At 35.9% G+C, this 15617-nt stretch carries 18 protein-coding genes and 2 pseudogenes; 18 read left to right on the top strand and 2 right to left on the bottom strand.

All coding sequences use genetic code 11. The annotated features are described in order from the left end of the window. Window positions 1-183: 183 nt before the first annotated feature. From MHB70_RS03695 to MHB70_RS03730, 8 genes are all read left to right on the top strand, one after another. Complete coding sequence (locus MHB70_RS03695; RefSeq protein ID WP_139380008.1) at window positions 184-1236, top strand: proline racemase family protein; 1053 nt, start codon at window positions 184-186, stop codon at window positions 1234-1236. Between the two features lie 168 nt (window positions 1237-1404). After that, window positions 1405-2382, top strand: a complete 978-nt coding sequence (locus tag MHB70_RS03700) for an ornithine cyclodeaminase family protein (RefSeq protein ID WP_061529544.1) — start codon at window positions 1405-1407, stop codon at window positions 2380-2382. A 183-nt stretch (window positions 2383-2565) separates the two neighbouring features. Then, entirely contained in the window at window positions 2566-4155 is a 1590-nt protein-coding gene (locus tag MHB70_RS03705; RefSeq protein WP_000823576.1) for an ABC transporter substrate-binding protein, read from the top strand. Between the two features lie 178 nt (window positions 4156-4333). Beyond that, window positions 4334-5284 (top strand): ABC transporter permease, encoded by a 951-nt coding sequence (locus tag MHB70_RS03710; protein ID WP_000278784.1) that lies wholly within the window; start codon window positions 4334-4336, stop codon window positions 5282-5284. Between the two features lie 6 nt (window positions 5285-5290). Further along, window positions 5291-6142: an ABC transporter permease gene (locus MHB70_RS03715; RefSeq protein ID WP_001065314.1), complete on the top strand. Its 852-nt coding sequence runs from the start codon at window positions 5291-5293 to the stop codon at window positions 6140-6142. Window positions 6143-6168: 26 nt separating this feature from the next. Next, window positions 6169-7161 (top strand): ABC transporter ATP-binding protein, encoded by a 993-nt coding sequence (locus MHB70_RS03720; protein ID WP_001291166.1) that lies wholly within the window; start codon window positions 6169-6171, stop codon window positions 7159-7161. Beyond that, on the top strand, window positions 7154-8125 hold the full coding sequence (locus MHB70_RS03725; protein WP_000544141.1) for an ABC transporter ATP-binding protein: 972 nt from the start codon (window positions 7154-7156) through the stop codon (window positions 8123-8125). The genes MHB70_RS03720 and MHB70_RS03725 overlap by 8 nt, the downstream gene beginning before the upstream one ends. A 196-nt stretch (window positions 8126-8321) precedes the next feature. Further along, complete coding sequence (locus MHB70_RS03730; protein ID WP_000771813.1) at window positions 8322-8702, top strand: BA_1872 family lipoprotein; 381 nt, start codon at window positions 8322-8324, stop codon at window positions 8700-8702. Between the two features lie 181 nt (window positions 8703-8883). Here MHB70_RS03730 and MHB70_RS03735 read toward each other — a convergent pair whose 3' ends face one another. Beyond that, window positions 8884-9669, bottom strand: a complete 786-nt coding sequence (locus tag MHB70_RS03735) for a hypothetical protein (RefSeq protein WP_000418480.1) — start codon at window positions 9667-9669, stop codon at window positions 8884-8886. A 300-nt stretch (window positions 9670-9969) separates the two neighbouring features. Here MHB70_RS03735 and MHB70_RS03740 point away from each other — a divergent pair, with 300 nt between their 5' ends. The 7 genes from MHB70_RS03740 (at window position 9970) to MHB70_RS03770 (ending at window position 14109) form a co-directional block, all read left to right on the top strand. Further along, window positions 9970-10599, top strand: a complete 630-nt coding sequence (locus MHB70_RS03740; RefSeq protein ID WP_000913408.1) for a hypothetical protein — start codon at window positions 9970-9972, stop codon at window positions 10597-10599. A gap of 251 nt (window positions 10600-10850) precedes the next feature. Next, window positions 10851-11147, top strand: coding sequence for a WXG100 family type VII secretion target (locus MHB70_RS03745; protein ID WP_000918593.1), 297 nt, complete (start codon window positions 10851-10853; stop codon window positions 11145-11147). 160 nt (window positions 11148-11307) lie between these two features. Next, window positions 11308-11583, top strand: a complete 276-nt coding sequence (locus MHB70_RS03750) for a TIGR04197 family type VII secretion effector (protein ID WP_000529667.1) — start codon at window positions 11308-11310, stop codon at window positions 11581-11583. 40 nt (window positions 11584-11623) lie between these two features. After that, entirely contained in the window at window positions 11624-11986 is a 363-nt protein-coding gene (locus MHB70_RS03755; RefSeq protein ID WP_000373346.1) for a DUF3958 family protein, read from the top strand. Then, window positions 11983-13407 (top strand): pre-toxin TG domain-containing protein, encoded by a 1425-nt coding sequence (locus MHB70_RS03760; RefSeq protein ID WP_000056150.1) that lies wholly within the window; start codon window positions 11983-11985, stop codon window positions 13405-13407. The genes MHB70_RS03755 and MHB70_RS03760 overlap by 4 nt, the downstream gene beginning before the upstream one ends. An 18-nt stretch (window positions 13408-13425) precedes the next feature. Next, window positions 13426-13896, top strand: a complete 471-nt coding sequence (locus MHB70_RS03765; RefSeq protein WP_000595046.1) for a hypothetical protein — start codon at window positions 13426-13428, stop codon at window positions 13894-13896. A 3-nt stretch (window positions 13897-13899) separates the two neighbouring features. Then, window positions 13900-14109 (top strand): hypothetical protein, encoded by a 210-nt coding sequence (locus MHB70_RS03770; protein ID WP_016125561.1) that lies wholly within the window; start codon window positions 13900-13902, stop codon window positions 14107-14109. An 80-nt stretch (window positions 14110-14189) separates the two neighbouring features. On the opposite strand, the pseudogene MHB70_RS03775 reads toward MHB70_RS03770, so the two are convergent. Further along, a pseudogene (locus tag MHB70_RS03775) lies at window positions 14190-14436 on the bottom strand (tyrosine-type recombinase/integrase); the annotation flags it as partial. A 127-nt stretch (window positions 14437-14563) separates the two neighbouring features. Here MHB70_RS03775 and MHB70_RS03780 point away from each other — a divergent pair. The 3 genes and pseudogenes from MHB70_RS03780 to MHB70_RS03790 all read left to right on the top strand — a co-directional run bounded on the left by MHB70_RS03780 (window position 14564) and on the right by MHB70_RS03790 (window position 15541). Then, window positions 14564-15232: a hypothetical protein gene (locus MHB70_RS03780; protein ID WP_016513836.1), complete on the top strand. Its 669-nt coding sequence runs from the start codon at window positions 14564-14566 to the stop codon at window positions 15230-15232. A 22-nt stretch (window positions 15233-15254) separates the two neighbouring features. After that, a pseudogene (locus MHB70_RS03785) lies at window positions 15255-15338 on the top strand (DUF4176 domain-containing protein); the annotation flags it as partial. Between the two features lie 11 nt (window positions 15339-15349). Then, a complete protein-coding gene (locus tag MHB70_RS03790) occupies window positions 15350-15541 on the top strand; it encodes a hypothetical protein (protein ID WP_001147553.1) in 192 nt (63 codons plus the stop codon). Window positions 15542-15617: the final 76 nt, after the last annotated feature.

The following is a 15617-nucleotide window of genomic DNA, read 5'->3' on the forward strand; positions in this document are numbered from 1 at the left end:
AATGTATACAGATTTATCCCGCATTAACAGGCAGTAAGACTCCCGCCTCAAAATTCAGCGAAAGCAGAGAAGTTAGGTGGGAATCAACTGCCTGTAAAAGCCCGATTGGTTCAACTAATAATCAGTGGGGGATGAACAAAACCCCCACTGATTAAAGCTTCACTTTATACTCTATCCGTTGGCATGATACTTGCAATGAAAATAGTATTAATATATAGGGGAGAGATAGAAATGAAGGTTAGCAAAATATACACAACTATTGATGCGCACGTAGCTGGGGAACCGCTTCGAATTATTACGGGCGGCGTGCCAGAGATAAAGGGAGCAACGCAACTAGAAAGACGCGCATACTGTATGGAACATTTGGATCACCTTCGTGAAATTCTTATGTATGAACCGAGAGGGCATCACGGGATGTATGGTTGTATCGTTACACCGCCTGCAAGTGCTCACGCTGATTTTGGTGTTTTATTTATGCACAATGAAGGCTGGAGTACGATGTGCGGCCACGGCATTATTGCTGTTATTACAGTAGGAATTGAAACAGGTATGTTTGAAGTGACTGGTGAAAAGCAAAAATTCATTATTGATAGCCCTGCCGGGGAAGTTATTGCGTACGCAAAGTTTAACGGGAGTGAAGTAGAGTCAGTATCATTTGAAAATGTTCCTTCGTTTGTATATAAAAAAGACGTTCCTATCAAAATAGATAACTATGAATTTCAAGTAGATATCGCGTTTGGTGGAGCCTTTTATGCTGTAGTGGATAGTAAAGAATTTGGTTTGAAAGTCGATTTCAAAGACTTACCTGCTATTCAAACGTGGGGCGGAAAAATTAAACATGATATTGAAAGTCAAATGGAAGTAAAACATCCATTGGAAGAAGGTTTAAAAGGAATATACGGTGTTATTTTCTCAGATGAACCGAAAGAAAAAGATGCTACTTTACGAAATGTGACAATCTTTGCTGACGGGCAAGTAGATCGTTCTCCTTGCGGCACAGGAACTTCTGCGAGACTCGCAACTCTTTTTGAAAAAGGTGCCTTACAAAAGGGAGAAACTTTCATCCACGAATGTATCACAGATGGTCATTTTGTGGGAGAAGTATTATCTGTAACAGAGGTAGCTCAATATGAAGCAATCGTTCCGAAAGTAACTGGGCAGGCATTTATTACAGGATTTCATCAGTTTGTATTAGATCCGAGAGATGATTTGAATCGGGGATTTTTGTTAGGATAAAGTGAAACTTTAATCAGCGGAGGGGGTTATCCTCCATTGATTATTAGCCCACACCAATCGGGTTTTTACGGGCAGTTGATCTCCCATATAACTTCTTTGTCCAACCGAATTTTCAGATGGGAGTCTTACTGCCCGTTAATACGGGATAGAAGGAGGAGGTGGAAAGATATGCTAGTTATAAGCGCAGAAGAACAAAGAAACTTAGTAAATATGAACGAAGTCATTGCATACGCGGCGCTTGCTTTACAAGAATTTTCCGCAGAAAGAACGATCACACCAATACGTACTTCATTACCATTTGCAAGCGAACAAAATACGGCATTAATTATGCCTTCAGTAGCGGAAGGATTTGAGGCACTCGGCTTAAAAGTAGTAACAGTCGCCCCGCAGAACAAAAAGATAGGAAAGAAAACGATAAACGGGATTGTAATGCTATCAGACTTTCAAACGGGAGAACCACTCGCACTTTTAGAAGGATCGTACTTAACGATGATCCGAACAGGTGCCTTATCAGGAGTAGCAACAAAATATTTAGCTCGTCATGACGCAAAAACTTTATGTATTATTGGAACCGGTGAACAGGCGAAAGGAATTGCAGAAGCAGTATTCGCGGTTAGAAATATCGAAAAGGTCATTTTATACAATCGAACGGAAGAAAAAGCGTATGCATTCGTGCAACATATACAAACGACATTCGGCAAACCTGCTTACGTTTATAGAAATCCAAATGAAGCGATAAGCGAAGCAGACATCATCGTCACAACAACAAATGCATCTACACCAGTCTTCTCAGAAAAACTACAAAAAGGTGTCCACATAAACGCCGTCGGTTCATTCAGACCGAGCATGCAAGAACTACCATCTCACGCCATCGCGAACGCAAACAAAGTAGTAGTCGAATCAAAAGAAGCAGCATTAGAAGAAACGGGCGATCTTCAAGTGCCAATAAAAGAAGGTTTATTTAAAGCTAGCGACATACACGCCGAACTTGGTCAAATTATAAGCGGTGAAAAAGCTGGTAGAGAGAATGAGGAAGAGATTACTATTTTCAAATCAGTTGGCTTGGCCGTAGTAGATATTATCGTTGCGAAGTATTTGTATGAGAAAGCGGTGGAGCGTGGGATAGGGAATAGGATTGAATTTTGAGGCTGCCTTTTGGTGGTCTTTTTTTGTGGGAGGTATTTGTTTCTATTAATAGATTTCAAACTTTCTACCTTTGCGAAAAAGTTTGACAATACATACTGGTAGTGGTAATTTAAAACTTATAAGAAAACTCGGAATTAATTCCGAGTTTTCTTATGTGTATAAATAGTTCGAGGGGGCCGAAAGATGAAACGGAAGTTATTTGCATTACCATTTGTCCTAATACTACTTATTGCATTAGCGGCTTGTTCTGGGGAAAAAGATTCTTCGAAGCAAGCGGGCACTAGTAAGTCAGGGAATCCGAAAGATGGAGGGGCCTTAACGATTGGTGTTAGCGATAATCCAGATACGATGAATCCGCTTTATGCGAATGATCGTGTGTCATTAACTGTGCAGCAGGCTTTATATGCGCCGCTATATCACATGGAAGACGGTAAGAAAAAGTTTGTTCTTGCTGAGAGCTTTACGCCTTCAGAAGATCAATTAACGTGGACGTTGAAATTAAAAGATAATTTAAAATGGCATGATGGTAAGAAAATTACATCAGACGATATAGCATTTACATTCCAATCTATTTTAGATGAGAAGCAAAATAGCTCAAGTCGTGAAAACTTTATTTTTAAAGGAAAACCGCTTGAGGTGAAAAAAGTAGATGAGTTAACGACTCAATTTGTTTTACCGCAAGTAAGTGCATCTTTCGAAGGTGTAATGAATGATTTCTTCCCAATTCCGAAACATGTATTTGAAGGGGAAGCAGATTTAGCGAAGAGTACGAAAAACTTACAGCCTGTTGGATCAGGTCCGTTTAAGTTTAAAGAGTATAAATCAGATGAGTACGTTGCATTAGATCGATTCGATGATTATGTAGGTGGTAAAGCTAAATTAGACTCTATCGTATACCGCGTTGTAAAAGACCGTAATACAGCAAATGTTTCACTGCAAAATGGTCAAATCAACATGAAGATGATTGAGCCGCAAGACTTTAAGAAATTAGATAGCACTGGGAACTTCTCAATGGTGACATTCCCTGAAGGTAGATTATTCTACTTATCTTATAACATGAATACAGATTTGATGAAGAAAAAAGAAGTGCGCCAAGCAATTGCGCATGCGTTAGATAAGAAAGAAATGATTAATTCAGCGTTCGTTTCAGGTGAATTTGCAGAACCAGCAAATTCAATCTTAACGCCAGATGCTATGTATTATGCGAAAGATATTAAAGACTATAAGTATGATAAAAAAGAAGCGAAAGATTTATTAGCAAAAGCTGGCGTGAAAGATAAAGAAAAAGTACGAGTTATGTATGTAACGAATAATAAAATTATGGAAAGCTTAGCGTTATATACACAACAAAAATTACAAGAAGTTGGCTTACAAGTTGAACTAAATGCATTAGATGCTAGTGTGGCAAGCGAAAAAGGCTTAGATAAAGAGAATAAAGAATATGACATTACATTTGGTGGTTACATTATGGGACCTGAGCCAGATTCATATAAGAGCTTATTCTTAAGTAATGCGGAATACAATTATGCACGATATAAAAACGCTGATTTCGATAAGTTATGGGAAGAAGCTGCAGTTGAAACAGATAAAACAAAACGCGCAGAGCTATACCATAAAATTCAAGAGACAGCGAGAGAAGACGTACCTTATCTACCAATCGCATATCCGAAAGCAGTTATTGCAGTAGATAAAAAGTTTGATGGATTGAAAGAAGCGAAAGCAATTCCTGTCACAATGTTTGAAGATCTATCTAAGATTTATGAAGTGAAATAAGAAACAGTAAAGAAGCTGGTGGAAATCAGCTTCTTTATCCCGCTTAACGGGCAGTAAGGCTCCCGCCTCAAAACTCGATGAATGCGAGGAAGTAAGGCGGGAGTCGTCGGATTGTCCGTTAAAGCCTAATTGGTGCAGGCTGATTAAAGTTTCGCTTTATCCTGAGGGGGGGAAGTTTGTGTATAAAGTAATTGCAAAGAGGCTTTTAAATGCAATTCCACTTTTATTTGTTATTTCTATTATTTCTTTTCTATTAATAAAATTAGCGCCAGGGGATCCGGTTCGAAACTTTGTCACGCCGAATATGAGTCCAATTGACGTGGAGCGTATTCGCAAAAGTTTAGGACTAGATCAACCCATTTACGTGCAGTATTTTTTATGGTTGAAAAACATTTTAACAGGAAACTTTGGTTACTCACTTCAAAATCATCGTCCTGTTTTGGAACTTATCACAGAAAGATTACCTGCAACAATTGGGTTAATGGGATCATCTTTACTCGTCTCATTCGTAATCGCAATACCACTTGGATTATTTACAGGTGTGAAAAAGAATTCATACTTTGACCGCATTATAAACTTTATTTCATACGTTGGTATTTCTATGCCGGTTTTCTGGTTTGCACTACTATTAGTCTACTTATTCTCTTTAAAATTGAACCTACTTCCGAGTATGGGTATGCGCACCGTAGGTAAAGATTCTGTCTGGGATATTGTGCAACACGGCATTTTACCTTGCATGGTGCTAGCGTTCCAAAACGTATCTGTTTATATGAGATATATTCGTTCAAGTACGATTCAGCAATTAGAAGAAGAATATGTACAAATTCAATATGCGTACGGTGCTTCAAAGAAAACAGTGTTATTTAATCACGTGCTTCGAAATGTATTAATACCGATCATTACAATTTTCGGATTATCGATTCCAAGTTTAGTAGGCGGAGCGTTTATTACGGAGACAGTATTCTCATGGCCAGGACTTGGTTCACTTGGGGTAAATGCTATTTTTAGATTTGATTATCCGATTATCATGGCAATTACATTACTATCATCATTCATGTTAATTCTCGGTAACTTAATTGCTGATATTTTATATGGCGTAGTAGATCCGCGCATTCGCATGAGGGGGTGATTTGGAATGAATAATAGGAGATTTCAAACGATAAAAAGTAGTTTTACGAAAAATAAGTTTGTAGTAATGGGAGTTATTATACTTTCGGTTTTAACGATCGCATCAATTTTTGCATTCGTATCGCCATACGATCCTAGTAAAATGTCGATTCCAGATCGTTTACAAGAACCGAGTTTAAGTCATCCTTTCGGAACGGATGATTATGGAAGGGATTACTTAACGAGGGCGTTATATGGCGGACGCGTTTCACTTGCAGTCGGTTTCCTTGCGATGGTTGTTTCTATTACAATCGGCACTGCAGTTGGAACAATTAGCGGATATTTTGGCGGAAAGTTAGACAACTTTTTAATGCGAGTTGTTGAAGTACTTATGTCAATTCCATCATTCTTTTTAATGCTACTATTAAATGCGTATTTAAAACCAGGAATTACGACGTTAGTTCTTATTATTGGATTACTAACGTGGATGGACACTGCGCGTATCGTAAGGGCAGAAACGTTATCTGTAAAAGAGCGAGAGTACGTTTTATACGCAAAAGTATCAGGACAAAAATCACTCATGATAATTGTAAGACATATCATTCCTAACATTTTATCAACCATTATAATCGCCGCGACATTAACTATTGCGACATCGATTTTAATGGAATCATCACTTAGCTTCTTAGGATTAGGTATTAGAGAACCAGATTCTTCTTGGGGCAGCATGCTAAACAATGCGCAAGGATATATTGGTGAAGCTTGGTATTTAACACTCTTCCCAGGATTTCTTATCCTTTTAACGGTACTTAGTTTTAACGTAATTGGTGAAGCGCTTAAGAAAGCTTTCGCGCCAAAAGGAGCTGGACATGAAAACTAACGTGTTAAGTGAAAGGAGTGAGAAACGTGTCTGAAAAACTACTAGAAGTGAAAAATTTAAAGACTTCTTTTTTCATAGAAAGTGGCGAAGTTGAAGCAGTTCGCGGCGTTACATTCCGCTTAAATAAAGGAGAAGTAGTCGGTATCGTTGGGGAGTCTGGAAGCGGAAAGAGTGTAATGGCAAAGTCCGTTATGTCTCTCGTTACGTCGCCAGGGAAAGTGAAAGAAGGAGAGATTCTTTTTCATAATGAAAACATCCTTTCTAAATCTGAAAAAGAATTGCGTTCTATTCGAGGAAATCAAATTTCACTTATCTCTCAAGATCCAATGTCGGCGCTAAATCCAGTCGTGAAAATTGGGAAGCAAATGACGGAAGTAATTATACGACATCAAAAAGTGAAAAAGAAAGAAGCAGAGCAAATCGCGGTCAACTTGTTAAAACAAGTCGGTCTTTCTTCACCAGAAGAAAGGGTGAAACAATATCCGCATGAACTAAGCGGAGGTATGAAGCAGCGAGTTATGATCGCAATGGCGATGTCTTGTAACCCTGACCTTCTCATTGCGGACGAACCGACGACAGCACTTGATGTAACGATACAAGCACAAATACTAGATTTAATGAAAAACTTAAAAAACGAAACGAACATGGCGTTACTTCTTATTACGCATGACTTAGGAATAGTCGCACAAAACTGTACACGCGTTATCGTTATGTATGGCGGACTTATTATGGAAGAAGGACCTGTACTTGATATTTTCCAATCGCCGAATCATCCATATACGAAAGGGCTATTAAACTCTCTGCCAAAAATAGCGAACGGCGTAAAAGAAAGACTCGCTCCGATTCAAGGTGTAACACCAAACTTATTAAACCCACCACAAGGTTGCCCGTTCGCAGAGCGTTGCCCGCATACGATGGACATTTGTGAAAAAGAACGTCCACCATATTTTGAAATCGGAAACGAAAGACGTTCCATGTGCTGGCTAAACGATAGGGCGGTAGGTGATTTTCATGCATGAAGAAAACTTAATTGAAGTTCGGAACTTAAAAAAGTATTTTCCTATTAAAAAAGGACTATTCGGCAGAAAAACAGAGCAATTAAAAGCAGTCGATGACTTAAGCTTCACTATTAAAAAGGGTGAAACATTCGGGTTAGTAGGAGAATCTGGATGCGGAAAATCAACGACAGGAAGAAGTATCATTCGCTTACACGATGTCACTTCAGGTAACGTTTTATTTGATGGAAAAGATATCGCAAGTTTAAAGGAAAGTGAACTAAAAGAATATCGAAAACGAATGCAAATCATTTTCCAAGATCCATACGCATCATTAAACCCGGCAATGAATGTATTCCAAATTATTAGCGAACCGATGAACATTCACGGTTCTTACACAGCCGAAGAAAGAAAAGAAATCATTCTAGACCTACTCAAAAAAGTTGGCCTAAAAGAAGAACACCTATATCGCTACCCGCACGAATTTAGCGGAGGCCAAAGACAGCGAATTAGCATCGCGCGCGCACTATCTGTAAAACCGGACTTCATCCTATGTGACGAACCAATCTCAGCACTCGACGTCTCAGTCCAAGCACAAGTCGTAAACATGCTGCAAGACATCCAAGAAGAAACAGGCGTCACATACTTATTCATCGCACATGACCTATCTATGGTAAGACACATATCAGACCGAATCGGAGTCATGTACTTAGGAAACATAGTAGAAATTGCCGACAGCGAAGACCTATACACAAAACCGGCACATCCATACACACAAGCACTACTCTCATCCATGCCAGAACCAGACCCAACAAACGCAGGCAAAGAACGAATCATTCTGCAAGGTGAAGTTCCAAGCCCGCTCAACTCACCATCCGGCTGCAAATTCAGAACGCGCTGCAAATTCGCCACTGAAAAATGCGCACAGGAAGTACCGAAAATGGTTGAGATTGCGAAAGGGCATCAGGTGGCCTGTCATTTGTTTTAGAGGGAGAGCACTAAGGGGGACCTGGTGCTTTTTTCTTTTGTGCTGGGGTGTGGGATTGGTTGTAGACTAATGGTCAGTGATTGTTTATAGTTGCATTTCCTGTTATATAATTTCCCTTATTTTTCAACTATAATTGTAATGATATGTTAGATTGTATATTTTATCTTTAATATATTTAATGGAAGGGGGACTCTCTATGAAATTGCTTCGTTTATTTCTCATTTTCACTCTTGTTGTATTGTTAAGTGCATGTAATACAGCAACAAAAGTCACAAAGGTTCAAAAAAATGGCGAAACGACTTTAACAATTGGTTCTTTGCAGGGGTATTACGATGTACAAACGCTTAAAGCTGAAAAAGGAAATGTGGAAATTCCTTATGAGGCAGCAGTTGAAGAAGGTACGATTTTATTGCAAGTCACAAAAGACGATAAGGTCATTTATGAAGAAGAAGTCACTTCTCAAAAAGAAGGTTTGCTTTCTTTTGAAGCGCCAAAATCCGGATCATATGATTTAATTGTACGTGTGAAGGGTGAAGAAGAGAAAGCGAAAGGAATTCAAATACATACGAAGCTATGAAAAAACGGCAAGCGGAGTATACTCGCTTGCCGTTTCCATTTCCAGTTGGTTCTGGCATAACAAATGCTCATCAATTTCAAGAAGTGAACGTAAAGTAATTCTAAAATATACAATATTTCACTTTCGGCGATGTAATCTCTAATAAAAGATTCAATAAATTTCATAATATAAATATTTAATTCTAATCATTAAAAATCCTACTTTTTCTTACTTTAATTGTTTCTAAAATATAAAGAAGAATACCTAAACCAAATATCTTTTCAGCATTAGAAATATTATTACCTAATTTAATAATAGGTACATTTAATCCGAATCTTTCACTCCATTCTAAAGGCATATATCCCCTCTTGCAGTTTATTAATATACGATCATCCATTGTATGAAAAGACGTTTCGAAAAAATCAAATTCCACTTCTATCTCAGAAATTTTTATCGCTTTTTCATTCATCAAAGAACCACGTACCATTCCAAATCCTTGTATCATATTTTCTTTAAACATACCTATACAATTATAATTGGAATCATAAATAGCCCAATCATAATTTTCAACTTCACTTTGAAAATATGCAAGAATTTCTCCATCACTTGCTTCCAATCCAAAAACTTCTTTATTTTTTAAAATAGGTAATGTTGAAGAAATCATCTTTGTTCCTGCTACATATCTTCCATCAGGAGTATATAAACCTAAATGTTTATTATTGCCGGGTAATTCTAACAAAACATAAGTATCAATATCCCAAAATGTTAAATCATTTTTAACTATATTTTTTTCTAGTAAATTTCCTTTTCTTAATTGCCAAAATCCAATACTAAAAAATACAAGAAAAGCTATAATAATTAAGATTACTGGTCCCCAATTAATATTACCCCAAGTATTATACATACCAATTAATCCATAAAGAAAAAGCCCAGTTCCAATTAAACACTTAAACTTCCCTTTTTTTTTATAATACTCAAATAATTCCACGCAAACACCTCTATCAGTTGGTCTTAATATTTCAATTATCCTTCAAATAGGGGGCACATTACCGAAAGTTAAAAATTGTACACTAAGGGTGTAAAAACCTATTATAGCAGGTTTTATAGAGCATATAAGTCTATGTTGATGCTACCCCAATATAGACTTATATTTACCTTTATAATAAAAGAGGACGTGGAGTAACTTGATTATTCTTAATCATTCGACAAGATGCAACAATTTAAGGTGGTATTTTTTGCTATGATAAGTAAGGAATTTACATATCGTGTTATTGGGGGATAAAAAAAGATGTTGAAAAAATTTACTACATGTATTTTAGGTGGCGCTTTAGTATTCAATTTATCTGGTTGTGGCAATACATCCGACAAAACTTCTTCAGAATCTAAAGAAACTAATTCTAAACAAGAGGAAAAGAAAGTGCAAACAACTGATGAGGCGAAAACGAAAGAGAATACAAAGCAGAAAAATACAGAACAAACAAAAGAGAAATCAAAAATAAAAGAAAAAGAGTATGCTGTAAACAAGAATTTTCATACACCTAAATTTGATGTAACTGTAAAAAGAGTTGTAGAAAGAGATAAGGTTGGTAAAGAGAGTATAGGATTCCAAAAACCTGAAGATGGACATGCCTTTATTGTTGTAGAAGCAGAAGGGAAAAATATCACAAACGAATCGATGAAATTAGCCGTTTTACCATCAGTGGATTTAGTGGATGAAAATGATAATGCTTACCAAAGTGATGTGTGGGCAGCTAGTAGTTATGGGGTTGAAAAAGGCGAGACCTCTACTATTACTAAGGAATTAAAACCAGGGGAGGTAAGGAGAGAAAGTAAAGTTTACGTGATTAATAAAGAAAAATTTGATACAGGAAAGTGGTATGTAGTTGTTAACCATGAGTATAAGGAGCAAATTAAATAGTGTTTATTTATGAAGAGGAGATGGCTCCTCTTTTTTTGTTACAAGTTAACACAGAATTTCGTTATGAGGGACTGCCTTTTGTTGGCCTTGTTTGCATAAAATATTGTAAAGCAAGAAAAAGTAGAATATTAATATTCTAATATTCAATAGAAAGATAAAATATTTAAAAGTTCAAAATAATACATTATAATATGTTTAGTAAAATTAACCAATATATATTTTGCTTATTATCTATTAAAGGGGAAATAAAAATGGCTGGACAAATTCGTATGTCACCAGAGGAGCTTAAATCGAAAGCGGCTCGATATGGACAAGGTGCAAATCAAATTGAGGACATTTTAAGTCAACTACAAAACTTACAAAATGAATTAAGAGGAGAATGGGAAGGACGTGCTTTTGAAGGTTTTGACCAACAGTTCAATCAATTAAAGCCAAAGGTACAAAACTTCGCACAGCTATTACAAGAAATTAATACGCAGCTTAATAAAACTGCAGAGGCTGTTGCTTCTCATGATGAAGAATTATCACGTAATTTCGGTTTGAAATAAAAATTGTCATACTCTATATAACAAGTATTTCAAATGAGCCATACAGCTTATATTGTATGGCTCATTTGATTTCATGCCTAGCGAGTGATATTGATAGGGATATATATTTAATGAGATTTCTTTGATGCGTTTGGAAAACTTATAGAAAGGGTTTGAAAGAATGGGACAATTTCAAAGTAATTTACAAACAGCAACGCAAATTGCTACGAAAATGGGATCAGCCTCTGATAGGATTCAAAGTGCAACCAGTCGTTCCATAACAAAGGCGACGCGTACAACATTATCTGTTAACTTCAAAGCACAAGAAGCGAATCAGCAAGTTTTAGACTTGACGAAACAATTTTCCGCTGCCTTTCAACAAGCGGTTGATAATATTCATTCAGTATCTAATGAATTTGAGAGAATGGATAACGAACTTCACAACACTTTTCGCTAATGTGACAACCTACGTAAAGTAAAATAGTAGGAGGAAAAAGATGGATCGGGATATTGAAAATCAAATTAAAGAGTTAAATCTAAAGTTACGAAGTGTATTTGAAGAACAGGACCGAAATCAATCTGCGATTCAAGCTCAAGAACAAGCGGAAGCAGATTTTTATGAATGTAGAAGTCGAAATCGTCGTTTGTTTGATCGAATTTTAGGAACTTGGCATGGTGATAGAGAAATGTCTCAGTTTTTTATGAATACGTATCAAGATGCACAACATATTGAACGAAAAGTCACATTTGAATTGGAAAACAAAAAAGAAACGTTGCTTAAAGAAAGACGAGACCTTAATGATTTAGAAAACGCCCTTTCCTATCAACAACAAAAATTAGCAAGGGAGGTCAATGCATGAGTTTAAATATGTATTTGGGAGAAGTACGAAGCCAAACTCAAAGCATGAATGCTGTATGTACTGCTACCATTCAAGGTATGGAACAAGCCATTCAGTCGATTGACGCTTTTGCAGTTGATACTGTTTTACAAGGGCAAACATATAGTAGTGCAAAAGCATTTTTTGTACAAACCTTTCGTCCTTTAGCACAAGGAATTATTTACTTATGTGAAGAACTAATCCGTCAGAATAATGCCTTTCCAAGTCAATTTCAATCACAAGTAGCTCAGGCAGATGTTATTGAACAAGAAGTGTTAGAACAAATTCGAGAAATTGACCGAATGAAAACAAGTATGGAAGCTGTCAATCAAGCTATGCCAATGCCGGGTATGGATGCCATGGTAAATCTTTTTATTGTTATGAGGCAAAAACTACAAGAAAAGCTGGATCATTTGTATCAATTCAATCAGACCTCTAGTAATAATTATAGTACAGCACTTCAATTAGCAGCTAGTATTGCTGCAGGTCTTGCGGAAGTTCAAAGTGGGAAAGGGTTTAGTCCCGTAAGTGGTACGTTTAGTACACAAGGTTTGAATATGGAATGGACAACTTCAATTCAAACAATTACAGAAGATAGAAATCGTCAGACTGATAACCTTCTAAATAGTGGTACAATTGAAGAAGGAGCAATTGATGGTAGATTTTCATCGGAATCAGAAGAAAAAGGTTTTGATGGTAAAAAACTAGCAAGGGATATAGCTGGTGAAATAAGTGGTGAATATGATATTCGTCGGGCTTGGGATGGTGTTGATCCATCATCTGGAGAAAAACTGTCTACTTTGGACCGATTTTTAGCTGGTGGGATGGTAGTAGCTGGTCTTACCCCAATTGGAAAAATTTCGAAAGTTGGTAAGGGTGTAAAGATGACTGCTGACGCTACTAAGGTTGTAAATAAAACTAAAAAAGTACCTGTTGAGAAAGTAAATGAAGCTAAAGGTACAAGTGAAGTTAATAAGAAAGTCAGCGGAACTAGTGTAGGAGAAGAAAACGTTACTTATCGTAGGGTTCAAGGTGGTGATAGTAAAGAGTTAATTTTAGTTAATGATGATGGTACACTCTCTTTAAATAGTAAATGGAGGGCAGATCATAATTTAAATGTATCTACTGGAAAAGATCACTCTACATATTTCAAAAATAAACGAGCAGACTCATATATTGTGGAATTTGATGTACCACAGTATTTAGATGATTTAATTAGAGAAAATGCGATTTCTCAGAAGGGTTATAAAACTAATCCACTTAACCAAGGTAGAACAGCTCCTAAGATTGTTGACAAGGGTATTTTTGATAAATATGGATTTGAAGGTGTTGCATACGAATTACCTGACCCCATTAGTCGGTGGTTGGTAGAATACGGACGGAATGCTAAACTTATTAAGTAAGAGAGGAGAGCGTGTTAAATGATTAAGCCTTTATACGCCGAAAATATTATAGTAGGTGTAAAATATAAAAATAAGCTCAATTGGTATATAACTGAATCGGATTTATGGTATTTAGATTATAATCAAGCTGGATATTCTCCTAGTGAATATCCAGAGGAAAGAAAAGGCATTAGTATTTTAAATGAGACTACAATAGCTAACTTTTTAGAAAGAATAGAAAAATATAAAAGATTTACAGAAGATATTAGGTTAGAATTTTTAAGGGAACTAAGAACTAATAGAGAAGAAGCCTATTATGATTATAATCCATGTTTCCTAATAGACTTTGAGCGTTTAATTTTTTATTCTAATTATCCGGAATCAATATCTTTTGAAGAATATATTCCGAATAACTGGAGAGGTTATTTACAGCGATTTGATGAACAAGTACCCTATGAATATAGATATTGGGAAGATGAGAATAAAAACTATTTAGTTAGAGAGGATTAGGTCATGGAAGAAAATAAAGTAGTTATGATAAAAGAAACATTTAAAAATGAAGAAACTGGTGAACTAACGCCAGGAGTTACTATAATACTTGATGGGAATTTAAGGGGAGTGTTGGAGATAATTATGGAAAAAGAAGGCTATTCGGATTATCCAGAAGCTTTAAAAGAAGTAATCTTTGAAGGGATTCATCATTTTGTGAAAAGAAATAAATAATAAGCTGACATATACTTTTAAGGTAAAGGGCAATTCTGAAAGGGATATGCCCTTTTTATTTTTTAAATTTGAAATGTAACTCAGATATTATCTTTTTCTTCCTTATTGATACCAATATATGTTAAGTGTAATTTATGAGGTGCTATGATTGAGTATTTCTTACAACATAGCGAAATCTTTTGTTTGTTTATAGAACCAATAGCCGAAGGTTTTGCGCATGGTGTGAGTCCCAATAGATTCGATACCAGCAAAATCTCCGGCTTTTTGAAATTTTTGATAAGCCTAGATCTTATTAATGGGTTGATCTTCTTTTCGAGAAGGGAATAATATTTCACAGAAGGTGTAAAATGGGATGTTGATTTAGATGGTGATGGTGAAGATGATAGTATTAAGGATATGGTGAAAACGGGTGCGAAAAAAACTTGGTCAACAGTAACGGGGTGGTTTAATTAACATGAAAAAAAATACAGATTTTAATAAAAAAGTTTTTGAATATTATATGGCTCTTTATGCTGTAAATGATATAAGATCAACTATAATTACTCTTGTCATTGGGATAGCAGATATATTTGTGCTTTTACCTGCTTTTGCGAATCCTGTTCAACCGATATATATGTACATAATAGTTCCACCAATTGCTTTTTTAAATGTATGGGCAATATGGATTGTTATAAATCCTAGGAAGCGGCAATTACAATACACTCTATTTCGTGGGGTATTTGGCATCGTATGTTCAGTAGGATTATTAGTTATAACCCAAAAGTTTGCATATGGAATGTTAGGATTACAAACTCCCATCTATTTTATTTTTTCGGTTGGTTTGTATATTTTTGCTTTGAATTATTATTATAAAAATCATATTAAAAAACTTCAGGAACCAATCAAAAAATCAAAATCATCGAAAAAAAACTCTGGTTTTGGAGTAGTGGCTTTTGTAGGATTGGGTCAACTCATTGCTAATATCAGTCTTGGTTTTGCAACACAAAAGATGGTAGCAATTGTATTAATGTGTGTATACTCCATGCTTTCGTTTATGTTGTTTCATTTCATTATGGAACTCCATAGGTATTATTATTTAAGGAAGCATATAGAAGGTGGAGGTAGAACACACGAAGCCTTTTAAAGAGGTTTATTGAATGTTAAGTATTGTGATTTATGGAAGGAAACAAAAACTTATGCTTAAAGAACCTGTGATGTATGACTATATTGGCTGTTTTTATCCAGAAGGAGGAAAGCTGATATGCAAGCATTTAAAGTTGGAAAACTAGTCACATTCGTTGCAATTATAATACTTCTTGTAGTTGCTATTTTATCTCCTTACAACTTATTTAAAAAGATTTATTTTATTATTGGTGTTCTTATTATTGGCGCAATTTCACTTGGTGCAAATAAATTCTTTGAACTGGTACACAGTAAATTTAATAAGAAATGATATTACTTATGTGATAGAGGAATTCAAAATATGAATAAATCATTAAGGATTTAGAGGGGAATTTCCACAATATGAT

It is taken from the genome of Bacillus sp. FSL M7-1020, assembly GCF_038050415.1.
In the GTDB taxonomy this organism is placed as follows: domain Bacteria; phylum Bacillota; class Bacilli; order Bacillales; family Bacillaceae_G; genus Bacillus_A; species Bacillus_A toyonensis.